The organism is Pseudomonas sp. MT92 (genome assembly GCF_058792515.1).
In genome coordinates, this window is record NZ_JBXAFA010000006.1 from 37,222 (window position 1) to 51,769 (window position 14,548).

General features: G+C 59.5%; 13 protein-coding genes and 1 pseudogene. 10 read left to right on the plus strand and 4 right to left on the minus strand.

The annotated features are described in order from the left end of the window. Nucleotides 1-28 precede the first annotated feature (28 nt). Complete coding sequence (locus AC1Q6D_RS12785) at nucleotides 29-1,510, minus strand: helicase HerA-like domain-containing protein (protein ID WP_103403974.1); 1,482 nt, start codon at nucleotides 1,508-1,510, stop codon at nucleotides 29-31. Nucleotides 1,511-1,697: 187 nt separating this feature from the next. On the opposite strand from AC1Q6D_RS12785, the pseudogene AC1Q6D_RS12790 reads away from it, so the two are divergent. The 5 genes and pseudogenes from AC1Q6D_RS12790 to gpgF all read left to right on the plus strand — a co-directional run. Beyond that, nucleotides 1,698-2,729: pseudogene (locus AC1Q6D_RS12790) on the plus strand (HAMP domain-containing protein); the annotation flags it as partial. Nucleotides 2,730-2,822: 93 nt separating this feature from the next. Beyond that, the gene (locus AC1Q6D_RS12795) at nucleotides 2,823-3,587 is read left to right on the plus strand and encodes a methyl-accepting chemotaxis protein (RefSeq protein WP_371919898.1); all 765 of its coding nucleotides are present in this window, start codon (nucleotides 2,823-2,825) and stop codon (nucleotides 3,585-3,587) included. Between the two features lie 138 nt (nucleotides 3,588-3,725). Next, nucleotides 3,726-4,847: an N-acetylglucosaminyl phosphatidylglycerol synthase gene (gpgS, locus tag AC1Q6D_RS12800; protein WP_103403962.1), complete on the plus strand. Its 1,122-nt coding sequence runs from the start codon at nucleotides 3,726-3,728 to the stop codon at nucleotides 4,845-4,847. Then, a complete protein-coding gene (gene gpgD / locus AC1Q6D_RS12805; RefSeq protein ID WP_103403961.1) occupies nucleotides 4,840-5,616 on the plus strand; it encodes an N-acetylglucosaminyl phosphatidylglycerol deacetylase in 777 nt (258 codons plus the stop codon). Before gpgS ends, gpgD begins: the two co-directional genes overlap by 8 nt. After that, the gene (gene gpgF / locus AC1Q6D_RS12810; RefSeq protein WP_103403960.1) at nucleotides 5,613-6,608 is read left to right on the plus strand and encodes a glucosaminyl phosphatidylglycerol flippase; all 996 of its coding nucleotides are present in this window, start codon (nucleotides 5,613-5,615) and stop codon (nucleotides 6,606-6,608) included. The genes gpgD and gpgF overlap by 4 nt, the downstream gene beginning before the upstream one ends. Here the strand turns inward: gpgF and AC1Q6D_RS12815 are convergent. Further along, on the minus strand, nucleotides 6,595-6,771 hold the full coding sequence (locus tag AC1Q6D_RS12815; protein ID WP_167361790.1) for a hypothetical protein: 177 nt from the start codon (nucleotides 6,769-6,771) through the stop codon (nucleotides 6,595-6,597). The two genes, gpgF and AC1Q6D_RS12815, sit on opposite strands and share 14 nt — an antisense overlap. A gap of 89 nt (nucleotides 6,772-6,860) precedes the next feature. Next, the gene (gene purU / locus AC1Q6D_RS12820; RefSeq protein ID WP_020797876.1) at nucleotides 6,861-7,709 is read right to left on the minus strand and encodes a formyltetrahydrofolate deformylase; all 849 of its coding nucleotides are present in this window, start codon (nucleotides 7,707-7,709) and stop codon (nucleotides 6,861-6,863) included. A 338-nt stretch (nucleotides 7,710-8,047) separates the two neighbouring features. On the opposite strand from purU, the gene mvaT reads away from it, so the two are divergent. After that, entirely contained in the window at nucleotides 8,048-8,425 is a 378-nt protein-coding gene (mvaT, locus tag AC1Q6D_RS12825) for a histone-like nucleoid-structuring protein MvaT (RefSeq protein WP_007933316.1), read from the plus strand. A 98-nt stretch (nucleotides 8,426-8,523) separates the two neighbouring features. Here mvaT and sbcB read toward each other — a convergent pair whose 3' ends face one another. Then, on the minus strand, nucleotides 8,524-9,954 hold the full coding sequence (gene sbcB / locus AC1Q6D_RS12830; protein ID WP_103403959.1) for an exodeoxyribonuclease I: 1,431 nt from the start codon (nucleotides 9,952-9,954) through the stop codon (nucleotides 8,524-8,526). A 184-nt stretch (nucleotides 9,955-10,138) separates the two neighbouring features. On the opposite strand from sbcB, the gene AC1Q6D_RS12835 reads away from it, so the two are divergent. The 4 genes from AC1Q6D_RS12835 to AC1Q6D_RS12850 are packed head-to-tail and all read left to right on the plus strand — an operon-like array spanning nucleotide 10,139 to nucleotide 14,529. After that, a complete protein-coding gene (locus AC1Q6D_RS12835) occupies nucleotides 10,139-10,864 on the plus strand; it encodes an RDD family protein (RefSeq protein ID WP_103403958.1) in 726 nt (241 codons plus the stop codon). Beyond that, nucleotides 10,861-11,838 (plus strand): stage II sporulation protein M, encoded by a 978-nt coding sequence (locus AC1Q6D_RS12840; RefSeq protein ID WP_103403957.1) that lies wholly within the window; start codon nucleotides 10,861-10,863, stop codon nucleotides 11,836-11,838. The genes AC1Q6D_RS12835 and AC1Q6D_RS12840 overlap by 4 nt, the downstream gene beginning before the upstream one ends. Next, the gene (locus AC1Q6D_RS12845) at nucleotides 11,825-13,369 is read left to right on the plus strand and encodes a DUF4129 domain-containing protein (protein ID WP_103403956.1); all 1,545 of its coding nucleotides are present in this window, start codon (nucleotides 11,825-11,827) and stop codon (nucleotides 13,367-13,369) included. Before AC1Q6D_RS12840 ends, AC1Q6D_RS12845 begins: the two co-directional genes overlap by 14 nt. After that, nucleotides 13,366-14,529, plus strand: a complete 1,164-nt coding sequence (locus AC1Q6D_RS12850; RefSeq protein WP_103403955.1) for a DUF4350 domain-containing protein — start codon at nucleotides 13,366-13,368, stop codon at nucleotides 14,527-14,529. The genes AC1Q6D_RS12845 and AC1Q6D_RS12850 overlap by 4 nt, the downstream gene beginning before the upstream one ends. Nucleotides 14,530-14,548: the final 19 nt, after the last annotated feature.

A 14,548-nucleotide genomic window follows, 5' to 3' on the forward strand; every position in this document is an offset into this window, starting at 1 on the left:
CCCACCGTTTTTTACGCGCTGACTCAAATCAGCGGCGTTTGCTGCCGCCTAATAATGATCCCATCAACCCGCGCACCAGTTGCCGTCCCAACTGGTTTGCCGCCTGGCGCATCGCCGACTTCAGCGCCTGCCCTGCCGCCGTGCCGAGGAATTCGCCGGCCTGTTCGGTGAAACTTGGCTCCTGCGGAGCCGGCTTGCCGGGTACAGCTTCAGGCGCCAGGCCTTTGCGCCCCATTAGCACTTCATAAGCCGATTCGCGATCGATCGGTTTGTCATATCGCCCCTGCAATGGCGAGCTGGCAATCAATGCCGCGCGCTCGGCTTCACTCAGCGGCCCGATCCGCGATTGCGGTGGTGCCACCAGCACCCGCTGGACCATCTCCGGCGTGCCCTTGTCCTGCAAGGTGCCGACCAGCGCCTCGCCGATCCCGAGCTCGGTCAGCACCGACAGGGCATCGAACGCCGGGTTCGGCCGGAAGCCCTCGGCCACCGCCCGCAAGGATTTCTGCTCCTTGGCGGTGAATGCGCGCAAGCCGTGCTGGATGCGCAAACCCAACTGCGCCAGTACGTCATCCGGCAGGTCAGCCGGCGATTGGGTGACGAAATACACGCCGACACCTTTCGAGCGAATCAGCCGCACCACTTGTTCCAGACGATCCTGCAATGCCTTGGGCGTACCGGCGAACAACAGGTGTGCCTCGTCGAAGAACAGCGCCAGCAGCGGTTTATCCGCATCGCCGCGCTCCGGCAATTGCTCGAACAATTCAGCCAACAGCCACAACAGGAAAGTCGCATAAACCTTCGGCGCTTCATGAACCAGACGACTGGCATCGAGCAAATGAATACGTCCGCGCCCATCGGCACCCGGTTGCAGAATATCTTCGAGTTTCAGCGCCGGTTCGCCGAACAGCGCTTCGGCGCCCTGCTGTTCCAGGATCGCCAGGCGCCGCAACAGCGCCTGACTGGACCCGGTGGTCATCAACGCCGCGTCGTCGCCGAGCAACGCCGGATTGTCCTTGAGGTGATTGAGCAGCGCCTTCAAGTCTTTCAGGTCCAGCAGCAACAGGCCTTCGCGGTCCGCGACCTTGAAGGCGGCGTACAGCGCCGACTGCTGGCTATCCGTCAATTCGAGCAAACTGCCCAACAACAGCGGCCCCATTTCGCTCAAGGTCGTGCGCAATGGATGACCGGACTGACCGTGAACATCCCACAGCGTTACCGGATAAGCCTGAGGCTTGTGGTTCAGCCAGGGCATGCCGGCGATCCGCTCGGCGATTTTGCCCTGGGGATTGCCGGCGGCGCCCAAGCCACACAGGTCGCCTTTGATATCGGCGGCGAATACCGCTACACCGGCGTCACTGAAGGCTTCGGCCATGCGTTGCAAGGTAACGGTCTTGCCTGTCCCGGTGGCGCCCGCGATCAAACCGTGGCGATTGGCCAGGCGCATGGCCTGGGTGATCGGCTGCCCCGCGGGATCGGCGCCGATAACGATTTGCAATGACTCAGACATTTGGTCACCCATGGTTAATCTTTGGTCCTACACGGCCGATAGAAATAACTACAAAGCACACAGACACAATCTGTAAGAAATTTCTCTAAGGAGCGGCGGAAATATCACTTGCTTTGAACCTTGCACATTTTGCGTCTCTTTATAAAAGCACGCGCTGTACATTAAGACCTTAGCGGACCCCTAAGTCATGAACAAAAATCTGCGTTTCAGCCATAAAATCCTGCTTGCCGCCGCGCTCGTCGTCATTACTGCCTTCGCCTCATTCACGCTGTACAACGACTACTTACAGCGCAACGCCATTCGAAGGGACCTGGGCAATAATCTGCAGGAGATGGGCAGGGTCACTGCCAACAACATCCAGACCTGGCTGGCCGGTCGCAGCTTGTTGATCGAAAACCTGTCGCAAACCGTCGCTCTGAACCCTGATACCGGCAACGTTTCCAATCTGCTTGTGCAGAAAGCGGTGACGTCGACGTTCATGGGCGCCTATCTGGGCAACAAGGATGGTTCTTTCATGATCCGTCCGGACAGCAAGATGCCCGATGGCTATGACCCGCGCGCTCGCCCCTGGTACAAGAGTGCGCAAAGCGCGAACGGCCCTGCATTGACTGAACCGTATATTGATCTGGCCTCTGGCCAACTGGTGATTTCCATCGTCGACAGTGTGATCAAGGACGGACAAAACATCGGTGTCGTCGGCGGCGACTTGAGTTTGCAAGTGATCGCCGACACGCTTAACGCGCTGGACTTCGGCGGCATGGGCTACGCCTTTCTGGTCAGCTCGGACGGCAAGATCCTGGTCCACCCCGACAAATCGATGGTGATGAAATCGCTCAAGGATGTTTACCCGCAGGAGACGCCTGCCATCAGCAGCGACCTGAGCGAAATCCAGGTCGATGGCAAAACCCGCATCATGACCTTCACCCCGATCAAAGGATTATCGTCGGTGAACTGGTACATCGGTTTATCCGTGGACAAGGACAAAGCCTTTTCCACGCTCAGCGAGTTCCGCGCCTCGGCAGTCGTTGCCACCGTCATTGCCGTGGCGATCATCATCGCCCTGCTGGGCATGCTGATCCGCATCCTGATCCAGCCGTTGCACGTCATGACTCGCGCCATGGCCGATATTGCCGACGGCGAAGGTGACCTGACCAAACGCCTGACCATTGTGAACCACGATGAGTTCGGCATCCTTGGCACCGCTTTCAACCGCTTTGTAGAGCGCATTCACGGTTCGATCCGCGAAGTGTGTTCGGCCAGCGGGCAGGTCAACGAAGTCGCGTTGCGGGTCGTCGCGGCCTCGAACTCCTCGATGTACAACTCCGACCAGCAGGCCTCACGCACCAACAGTGTGGCGGCAGCCATCAATCAGCTCGGCGCCGCCGCCCAGGAGATCGCCCGCAACGCCGCGCAAGCATCGACCCAGGCCAGCGATGCCCGCAGCCTGGCCGAAGACGGCCAGCACGTGGTCGATCGCAGCATTGCCGCGATGAATCAGCTATCGAGCATGCTCAGCGCCTCCAGCAGCAATATCGAGTCGCTCAACAGCAAAACCGTGAACATCGGGCAGATTCTCGAAGTGATCACCAGCATCTCCCAACAAACCAACCTGCTGGCCCTCAACGCCGCCATCGAAGCCGCACGAGCGGGTGAAGCCGGACGCGGGTTTGCCGTGGTCGCCGACGAAGTTCGCAACCTGGCGCACCGCACCCAGGAGTCGGCGCAACAGGTACAGACCATGATCGAGGAGCTGCAAGTCGGCGCGCGCGAATCGGTCAGTACCATGAGCGACAGCCAGCGCCACAGTCAGGACAGCGTGGACATCGCCAACCTGGCGGGCGAACGCCTGAGCAGCGTGACCCAGCGCATCGGCGAAATCGACGGCATGAACCAGTCGGTGGCCACGGCGACCGAAGAGCAGACGGCCGTGGTCGAGTCGATCAACGTCGACATCACCGAAATCAACACCCTCAATCAAGAAGGTGTGGAAAACCTGCAAGCGACCTTGCGTGCCTGTGCCGATCTGGAACAGCAGGCGGCGCGACTGCAGCACCTGGTGGGCAGTTTCCGAATCTAGCGTCTGATCCCCCCTTATGGCGAGGGAGCAATCTCCCTCGCCATAACATCGCCGTTACCTCCGTCCTCGCCCACAAATCCGCAACCGAACAACTATTCTTCATTAAGGTCAACCAAGGGAGAGCAACGGACCGGAGGGATGTTGATCGTGCACATCGCTGACATAACCATGTTCTACGCCCCCGCCAGCGGTGGCGTGCGCACTTATCTGGATGCCAAACACCGTCGCCTGTGCAACCGGCCGGGTATCCGCCACAGTTTGTTGATTCCTGGGGCCTCTTTTAGCGAACGTGATGGCATTTACACCGTTCCAGCGCCCGCCCTGCCCTTCGGCAAGGGTTATCGTTTCCCTCTCCGTCTCGCGCCCTGGCGCAATGTCCTGCAGGATTTGCAACCGGACCTGATCGAGGTCGGCGACCCTTACCTCACCGCCTGGGCCGCCCTGGATGCCCGACGGCAACTGGACGTGCCGGTCATTGGTTTTTACCACTCGGACCTGCCGCTGCTGATCAGCAACCGGATGGGCAATTGGGTCACCCCCAACATCGAGGCTTATGTCAGGAAGCTCTACGGCAATTTCGACCGCGTGCTGGCGCCCAGTCGGGTCATGGCTGACAAACTGACAGGCCTGGGGGTGAAGAACGTTTTCGTGCAGCCTTTGGGCGTCGACTTGCAGACCTTCCACCCCGACGCCCGTGATCCGGGGCTGCGAGCCGAACTGGGCATTGATGAAAACACCCATCTGCTGATCTTTGCCGGGCGCGGTTCCAAAGAAAAAAACCTGCCTGTGCTGCTTGAGTGCATGAAGCGCCTGGGCCGGCGCTTTCACTTGCTGCTGGTGGGCTCTTCGATGCCGGCTGCGGTGCCGGATAATGTCACTGTCGTCGACGAATTCTGCCCCGCCGCGCAAGTCGCCCGCCTGATGGCCAGTGCCGATGCGCTGCTGCATGCCGGTGATCAGGAGACCTTTGGCCTGGTGATCCTCGAAGCCATGGCCAGCGGAATTCCGGTGGTGGCCGCGGCGGCCGGGGCCTTTGAGGAAATTGTCACCCGTCAATGCGGCTTGCTCTGTACGCCCAACGATCCGCAAGCGATGGCCAATGCGGTGCACGAACTGTTCAATCAGGGCTGCGCCGCCCTTGGCCAACAAGCGCGGCGCCATGTCGAACGACATTACTCCTGGGACACCGTGGTCAACAGCCTGCTCGGCCACTATCACGCCGTACTCGGCAGCCAATGGCCGCAGGTGGCCAATGGCTGAGCCCATGGCCCCGCCCAGCCTGTTGTTGGTGCTGCACGACGTCGCACCACACACCTGGGCCGATTATCAGCCCTTTGTCGAAGCCGTCGATGCTTTGGGCAACGTGCCGGTGACCTGGCTGGTGGTGCCGAACTTCCACAAACACGATGACCTGGAGGCGCATCCCGGATTCCGTCGCCTGCTCAGCGGAAGACTCGCTCGCGGTGATGAGCTGGCGTTGCACGGTTATTTCCATTGCGACGACGGACCGATGGCGAGCAATCCCCGAGACTGGTTCATGCGCCGGGTCTACACCCACGAAGGCGAGTTCTACAGCCTGACCCGGGAAGCGGCCCTCACCCGCCTGCACGCCGGCATCGAAATGTTTCAGCGTTACCGTTGGCCACTGCATGGCTTCGTCGCTCCGGCGTGGCTGATGAGCGAAGGGACGCGCCAGGCCTTGCGTCAATTGCCGCTGAGTTACACCAGCGACCCGCAACACCTCTATCAATTGCCGGGTTTTGCCGTCGTCGATGCCCCTGGCCTGGTCTGGAGCGCGCGCAGTGCCTGGCGCCGGGGAATATCGAAGCTGGTCAGTGATCAACGCGAACAACGCTGGCGACAAGCGCCGGTGATTCGGCTCGGCCTGCACCCGGTGGACATGCGCCATGAGTTCTCCCGCACGTATTGGCTGCAAACCCTCAAGCGCCTGATCGCCGAAGGTCGAGTACCGATGACCAAGGCAGACTGGCTGGCACGACACTGCGAGCGCATGGGTCGTGCCGCATGAGTCGCGGCTTTCTGCTGTTCCTCGGCCTGCTCGCGGCGGTGCTGATCCCTTGGCTATTGGGCGGGAGCGAGACCTGGTCGCGATTGCAGAGTTTTCCGTTGAGCGAATTGTTGATCATGTTCGGCATGATCCTGTTGTGCTGGCTGATCAATACGCTGCGTTTGCGCCTGTTGCTGGGAGATCAACGGGATAAGGTGAGCCCGGTCAAAAGCCTCGGGGTGGTGATGGCCGCCGAATTTGCCTACTGCGCCACGCCGGGCGGCAGCGGCGGGCCACTGACGATCATGGCGCTGCTGGCACGCAACGGCGTGCGGCCAGCGAGAGGCAGCGCGGTGTTCGCCATGGATCAGCTCAGTGACTTGCTGTTCTTTCTCTGCGCGTTGAGCGGGATTCTGATTTATGCCCTGTTCCAGCACTTGAGCCAGCGCATGGAATGGTTGCTGACCGTCAGCGCGATCTCGATGTTCGGCGGATTGATCAGTTGCATCGTCGTGGCTCGCTATCATCGCGGGCTGATCCGTCTGACCGGCCGGTTGCTGGCTCGTCTCAATGTCAAAGCCAGCACCCGGGTTCGCTGGGCCCGCAAGCTCCTGCATTTCCTTGCAGCCTTTACCGACACCCTGAAGCTGCCCTTTCAGACATTGATCACGGTGTTTGCCCTGACCTGCCTGCATTGGGTCTTGCGTTACAGCGTGTTGTACCTGGCACTGCGCGGGCTCGGCGCGGACTTGCAGTGGGCCTGGAGTTTTCTGATCCAGATGCTGTCATTGAGCGCAGGGCAATTCAGTCTGTTGCCGGGGGGCGCGGGGGCGGCGGAATTGACATCGGCGGCGCTGTTGGCGCCCATGGTGGGGAAATCCACGGCAGCAGCGGCGATCCTGATCTGGCGGGCGGTGACTTACTACTTTTATCTATTGGTGGGTGGCCCGGTATTTCTATTGATGCTTGGCCGACCCTTGCTCAAGAAGCTGATGAACTTCAAGCAGGCTTAGGCGGTTTTTCGGGCGGCTCCTGCAATTGCTCCCACAATTGGGCCGCGCCGGGAAACTCCGTGCCGTCCTCCGGGCTCATGTCATCCGGGTCATAACGACTCAAACAGCCCTCCCCCAGCGTGGCGGGTGCCCTGGAAGTGGCTTTATCCAGTGGATCGGCCATAGACATATCCTCAGTGTAGAAACGGCGAAGGGCCTGAAGCGATTGAACGCCCAGGCCCTCCGAATTTCAACCGTGTCGTGTGGCGACGGTCAGAACACCACGGTTTTGTTGCCGTGCACCAGCACCCGGTCTTCCAGGTGATAACGCAGACCGCGGGCCAGCACCATTTTCTCGACGTCACGACCGAAACGCACCATGTCTTCGATGCTGTCGCTGTGGCTGACGCGCACCACGTCCTGCTCGATGATCGGCCCGGCGTCCAGCTCTTCGGTCACATAGTGGCAGGTCGCACCGATCAGTTTCACACCACGCAGGGAAGCCTGGTGGTAAGGCTTGGCACCGACGAACGATGGCAGGAAGCTGTGGTGAATGTTGATGACCTTGTGCGCATATTCGCGGCACAGTTCCGGCGGCAGGATCTGCATGTAGCGGGCCAGTACGACCACTTCGGCATCGTGCTGTTTGACCAGGCGCGAGACTTCGGCGAAAGCCGGCTCCTTGTCCTGTGGATTGACCGGCACGTGGTAGTAGGGAATGCCGTGCCATTCGACCATGCTGCGCAGGTCGTCGTGGTTGGAAATCACACAGGCGATTTCACAGTCCAGTTCGTCGCTGTGCCAGCGATGCAGCAAATCAGCCAGGCAATGGGACTCGCGGCTGGCCATCAGGACCACGCGCTTCTTCTGCTCGGTATCGGTGATGCGCCAGTCCATCGAGAATTCTTCGGCAATCGGCGCAAAGGCTTCGCGCAAGGCTTCGATACCGAAAGGCAGCGAGTCGGCACGAATTTCGTGACGCATGAAGAACCAGCCACTGAGATTGTCCGAGTGATGACTCGCTTCAGTGATCCAGCCATTATGGGACGCCAGAAAATTACTGACTTTGGCAACGATGCCGACGCGGTCCGGGCAAGAAATCACCAGCCGAAAAGTGCGCATGAGGGGAAACTCCAGAACTTCGCAAAGGCGGGCATTCTAACGATTGCGCAGCAAAACTGCAGTATTGATGACGTAGCACCATGCCCGACCGTCAGCGACAGGACCGTTGCCGCCGTCGGCAACCGGCGGTAACAGCGGCGTAGTTAAACATCTACAAGCATACAATTGTGAATATCCGCGCCGGTGTATCGCACTATTTAACCGCACATCCAGTGTGCGGCGAATTTCATCGCGACTAAATTAAATAAAACTCCCTTTAATGTTTACTTGATGAAACACCCTGACTATTATTGCGGCACTGTTCCCTGCCATCCTATGACCTGCATAAGGTAGTCATCATGTCCCTGATCAACGAATATCGTGCCACCGAAGAAGCTATCAAAGAGCTGCAAGCCCGTTTGAAGAACCTGTCCCAAGACGACAAACTGCAAACCGAGCTGGAATTCGAAGGCAAACTGCGCACCCTGATGGGCGAATACTCCAAGTCCCTGCGTGACATCATCGCGTTGCTGGATCCAGAATCCAAAACCAAAGCACCACGCGGCGGCGCTGTAAAAACTACCGGCACCAAACGTGCTCGCAAAGTTAAACAATACAAAAACCCGCACAACGGCGAAGTCATCGAAACCAAAGGTGGCAACCACAAGACTCTGAAAGAGTGGAAAGCCAAGTGGGGCGGTGACGTGGTCGAAGGCTGGGCTACCCTGCTGGGCTAAGCCGCGGTGCTTGTCGCGAAATGAACTGCAAAAAAAGAACGCCAGCATACGCTGGCGTTTTTTTATGCCCGGAGTTCAGGCTTCGGGGATTTTCGTTTTCAAAGACTCAAACGTTTACGCAACCCCTGGACATATTCCTGCCATTCATTCAGCACCGATTTTTGAAACGGTGTCGCAGTAACATTCAGTTGGGCTGCGGTCTGTACGAAACTTTCCAGGGTATTGGGAGCGCCCCACTCAGGCACTGACAAACGTTTCTGACAGAATAATCGCCAGCGTTCTTGCTCGTCGAAATTCAACGTATCGGGAAAGTTACGTGCGCGATATCGAAACAATAATTCCGGCAAACGCTCATCATCGAACGGCCATTGCGCTTGCGCTAATTGTGCCGGATCGGCCATTCGCACTTGTTCGCACAGGCGTCGATCGCGATCACCGATAAAACCGTCGTATAACTGTTGTTCCGGGTCCTGACTCGCGGTGAAATCCTCGCGGGCGTATATCGCCGAGACTTTATCCTGCCAAACTTTTTTCGCATCGTTTAGCCGCAGCGCACGCTGCTGATAAAGCGCCATATCCAGCCCCAGCCGCTGCTGATCTTCCGGGCGAAGTACCGACATCGGCGCCACCACCGGGCATTTATTGATGTGAATGAGCTTGAGTGGAACCGGCAACTCACCTTCGGCCAGATCTTCACGACGGGTATACAACCGCTGTCGCAATGTCTCGGCGTCCAGGTCGAGCAGCCCCTGAGGATCCAGCTGCAGATCACAGACGATCAAGGCGTTCTTGTTACGCGGATGCCAGGCCAGGGGCAACACCACACCGACGTAATTACGCGTCGCGGAAAAGCGCCCGGAGACATGCACCATCGGCTGCAGCAATCGAATCTGATCCAACACCTTTTGCTTGCTGCGCAGATTAAACAGCCAGTCATACAGCTTCGGTTGCTTTTCCCGGATCAGCCGCGCCAGCGCGATGGTGGCCCGTACATCCGATAGCGCTTCGTGGGCGTTGCCATGGTCGATGCCATTGGCGGCGGTCAAACGTTCGAGCTTGAGCGTCACCCGGCCTTCATCATCCATCGGCCAGACGATGCCATCGGGGCGCAAGGCATAGGCCGCGCGCACTACATCGATCAGATCCCAGCGACTGTTACCACCCTGCCACTCCCGCGCGTACGGGTCGAAAAAGTTGCGATAGAGGCTGTATCGAGTCATTTCGTCGTCGAAACGCAAGGTGTTGTAACCCGCACCGCAAGTACCGGGCGCCGCGAGTTGGGCATGCACCCGGGTCATGAAGTCAGCTTCACTCAGGCCGTGCTCGGCCAATTGACCCGGGGTTATGCCGGTGATCGCGCAGGCCGCCGGATGCGGCAGGATGTCGTCACTGGGCTGACAATAGAGATTGACCGGCTCGTCTATTTCATTGAGATCGAAGTCGGTACGCAGTCCCGCCATTTGCAGTGGGCGATCGCAACGGGGGTTGATGCCCGTCGTTTCATAGTCGTACCAGAAGATGGAGGTCACGGGCTATTCCTGAACTGAAGATCGGCGAAGTCTAGGCGTTCATATCCCGCCCCGGCCAGCAAACTTGTCATTGAATCATCTCTGCTTGTTTACCGTGCAATACATGTTGTGTCGTATTCCCCGGTGAGGCTGCTAGCATCCGTAGGACAGTCCATCCCGATCAGGCCACATCATCAGGTAGCCCATGCTCGAGACTACAGCACTGCCAAGGAAAGCAACGCTGTCCCTGCCACTGGATACGCGGTATCAAGTCGAAACGCCGGAAGGCATCGATTTGCCATTGCGCCCGGCCGGGCTGATGGTCCGTGCGCTGGCGTTCACCATCGACCTGATGCTGCGCGGGTTGATCCTCGGCTCGCTGTTCATTGTTTTGGCGATGCTCGGAAAACTGGGCGCCGGACTGGGCTCACTGCTGATCTTCGCGGTGAGCTGGTGGTATATGGTGCTGTTCGAAGTCCTCAACCAGGGACGTTCACCGGGCAAACAGTGGATGGGCCTGCGCGTGGTGCAGGACGACGGCACCCCCATTGGCTGGTCGGCATCGTTGCTGCGTAACCTGTTGCGATGTGTCGACCTGTTGCCGTTCGGTTACTTCCTCGGCGCCATCAGTTGCTTGCAACACCCTGGATTCAAACGCCTCGGTGACATTGCCGCCGGCACCCTGGTCATCTACCGCGAACAACCACTGAGCCGGCCGCAGCTGCCGCCCGCCGAACCCCGCCGCCCTGCATTTCCCCTGACACTGGCCGAGCAAAGGGCCATCATCGGCTTCGCCGAGCGCCAGAGTGAACTCTCTGCCGCCAGGGTCAACGAACTCGCGTCCATCCTCGCCCAACCACTGCAGGTTCGGCCGCCACAGGCGGTGGCCGAGCTCAACGGCATCGCCCGTGGTTTGTTGGGGTCGGCATGAAGCAAAGTCTTTTCGAACATCGGCACATGGCCGAATGGGAGCAGTTTTCCCGGACGCTGGACAGACTGGAGGGGAACAAGAACGCCGCCGGCGTCGAAAACTTCCCCAGCGATTATCGCCGTCTCTGCCAGCACCTGGCATTGGCGCGGGAGCGTGGCTACAGCAGTTTTCTCATCGACTCGTTGCAACAACAAGCGCTGCGCGGGCATCAACAGCTTTATCGCCACCGCAGCCGACTCGGCCCCCATGTGTTGAGTTTCATCCTGGCGGACTTCCCTCGGCTGGTACGCGAGCAATGGCGTTTCGTGCTGGCTGCCTGCCTGATGTTTTTTGGCAGTCTGATCGGCTTCGCGCTATTGGTGTACTTGTACCCGGAACTGATCTACAGCCTGATTCCAGCCGAACAGGTGAGTGAGATGCAGGGCATGTACGATCCTGACGCCGGTCACCTGGGACGCTTGGCGGAACGCGCGGCCAGTGAAGACTGGGCGATGTTCGGCTACTACATCATGCACAACACCGGGATCGCCTTTCAGACCTTCGCCAGCGGTTTGCTGTTTGGCCTGGGCAGCGCATTCTTCCTGATTTTCAACGGCCTGATGATCGGCGCGATAGCCGGGCATCTGACCCGGATTGGCTTTGGGCAAACCTTCTGGTCATTCGTGATCGGCCATGGTGCCTTCGAACTGACGGCCATCGCCCTGGCCGGAGCCGCCGGCCTGCAATTGGGCTGGGCATTGATTGCACCAGGGCGCCAGCCCCGTGGGGAGGCCTTGCTGGTGGCGGCGCGCAAGAGCGTGTTACTGATTTGCGGGGTCATGCTGTTTCTGCTGGTTGCGGCTTTTATCGAAGCCTACTGGTCGTCGATGACGGCGCCCTCGCCCCTGATCAAATACCTGGTCGGTGCGGCACTATGGATGTTGATGGCGGCGTATTTGCTGTTTGCCGGACGGAGCCGCCATGCGCCTGAGTGACGCCAGCGTGGTGATCCGTCCGCGTCCGACCTGGGAAGCCATGGACCTCGGCGTGTTGTTGAGCCAACGCCACCGGCGCCTGCTGATGACCAGTTGGGCCATTGTCACCTTGCCGGTTTTCGTGCTGTTCAGCGCGGTCTTCTGGACATCGCCGTCTCTCGCGATATTCCTTTTCTGGTGGCTGAAACCGGCCTTCGAACGCCTGCCGTTGTTCATTCTGTCCAAAGCCATGTTCGGTGAAACGCCCACACTGAAACAGGCGCTTTTCCAATGGCCGCGACTGCTCCAGCCCCAATTGCTGGCCAGCCTGACCTGGCGAAGACTGAGCCTGAGCCGCAGTTTTCTATTGCCAGTGGTGCAGCTCGAAGGCCTGGGCGCAGAGGCGCGACAGCAGCGCATACAGGTGTTGTTACAGCGCGACGCCGGTGCGGCGCGGTGGCTGACGGTAATAGGCGCGCATCTGGAAACAGCGCTGTGGATCGGCATGATGGTGCTGTTCTACCTGCTCTTGCCACAACAGGTTGCACTCGACTGGAACTGGCAGTCGCTGATTGCTGCCGGCACTCAGGATTGGCAGTGGCTGGAACACCTGACCAATGCCTTCTATGTCCTGGTGCTGATCGTTTGGGAGCCCATCTACGTTGCCTGCGGGTTCAGCCTGTACCTGAACCGGCGCACCGTGCTGGAAGCCTGGGACATCGAACGGGTATTCCGCCAGCTCCGCAAGCGTTTGAACGGTACATCGGTTGCGTTGCTCCTGACGATAATGCTGTCGATGCCGAACGCGCAGAACGCCTGGGCAGCCGAGTCGACCATGACACCTGACAGCCCGCGTTTGCTGGAACAACCACTGACCAGCCAGGCGTCCCGCGACAGCATCAAGGCAATCCTCGAGCAGCCCCCCTTCAAGAACAGGGAAACCGTGACCCGTTATCGCTTTGGCGAGGCGCAAGCGACCCGCGAAAACCAGAGCGACGACCGCACTCCCGAGTGGCTCAAAGCGCTGTTGAAGCTGTTTGACAGCCAGCGCTTCAGTGCATTGGCCACGCTGATCGAAGTGGTGTTGTGGGGGACCGTGATGGCGGCCATCGGCGGGTTGATCTGGCGTTATCGTCACGGGTTGCAGGCTTTCTTCAGCCGTCGCCCGAGGCCGCGCGAAAAAGCCGCGCGACCGTTACCGCAGCAGGCTTTCGGCCTGGACCTGAGTCCTGACACGCTCCCCCACGACATCGCCGCCAGCGCCGAAAGCCTCTGGCAAACCCACCCTCGGGAAGCGCTGGGATTGCTCTATCGCGCGTTGCTCAGCCACTTGCTGCACGACTTCAACATCGCGTTGAAAGCTGCCGACACCGAAGGTCAAGTCCTGGAGCGTGTCGAACGATTACAACAACCGGCCCTGTCGGCTTACAGCAGAAACCTGACCGGACACTGGCAGAACATGGCCTACGGTCATCGACCGCCACCGGCACATGTGCGACAGCAATTGTGCGATGGCTGGCGCAGCTTGTTCGGCCCGGAGGCAGTCCATTGATCCGGCGTGCCTGGCTAATGGTTGGCGTAATCATTGCCATGTTGCTGGGCGCACTGAGTATTTATCTGTACCTCAAGGCAATCCCCTATCCGGCGGAAATCGACCACGGCCCCTCGCCCGAAGCCCAGGCCAATCCCTACCTGGCCGCCGAACATTTCCTGCGCAAACAGGGCCTGACCGTCAGCCATGCCAACCGCTTCGATGTCCTGCCCAGCCTGGAGCCACGTCACCATAGCCTGCTGTTGCTCGGCGACCGCTACACCATGACACCCCGGCAAATTGACCAGCTGATGAGCTGGACCCGGGCCGGCGGGCGCCTGTTGTTCGTCGCTCAGTCGCTGTGGGATGAGAAGACCGGACAAAGTAACGATCTGTTGCTGGACCGGGTCCAGTTGCACCAATCCTTGAGCAAAGACCTCAAGGCCCCACCGCCCGACATCAGCGACGACCCCTATCCCACACTCACCAAGCTCTATCTGGAAAACGAACACGCGCCGGCCTATGCCAGCTTCGACACCGCGTTCCATCTCGAAGACCCGAACAACCTCGCCCAGTCCTGGGCCAACAGTGCCAAGGGCACGCACATGATGCAGCTCAACCATGGGCTTGGCTCGATCATTGTGGTGACCGATGCCGACCTGTGGAAAACCCCCGCTATCGATCAATACGACAACGCCTGGCTGCTCTGGTACCTGACCGCGGACACGAACGTGACCCTGTTGTTCAACACCGATCACGACAGCCTGTGGACCTTGTTGTTGCGTTATTTCCCCCAGGCGCTGGTTGCCCTGATCGCCCTGATCGGCCTGGGTTTCTGGCACGTCGGCGTGCGTCACGGCCCGCTACTGAAGCCAGCGACGAAGGCTCGTCGCCAATGGCAGGAGCACTTGCACGCCAGTGCCGATTTCATGCTGCGCCGCAGTGGTCAGGGCCGTCTGTTGGAAGCATTGCAGCAGGACATCCTGCATCGCATGCGACGGCGCCACCCGGGTTATGAACAACTCGGCGTCAGCGAACAATGGCAGGTGCTCGCACGCCTGACCGGCCAACCCACACACGCTATTAGCCAGGCCATGAGCCCGCGACCGAAGCAACGGCTTTCCAGTGGCGAATTCAGCCGCCTGGTCGCTCAGCTGCAAACCCTGAGGAATGCCTTATGATCCGGCGCCTGAAAAGCGT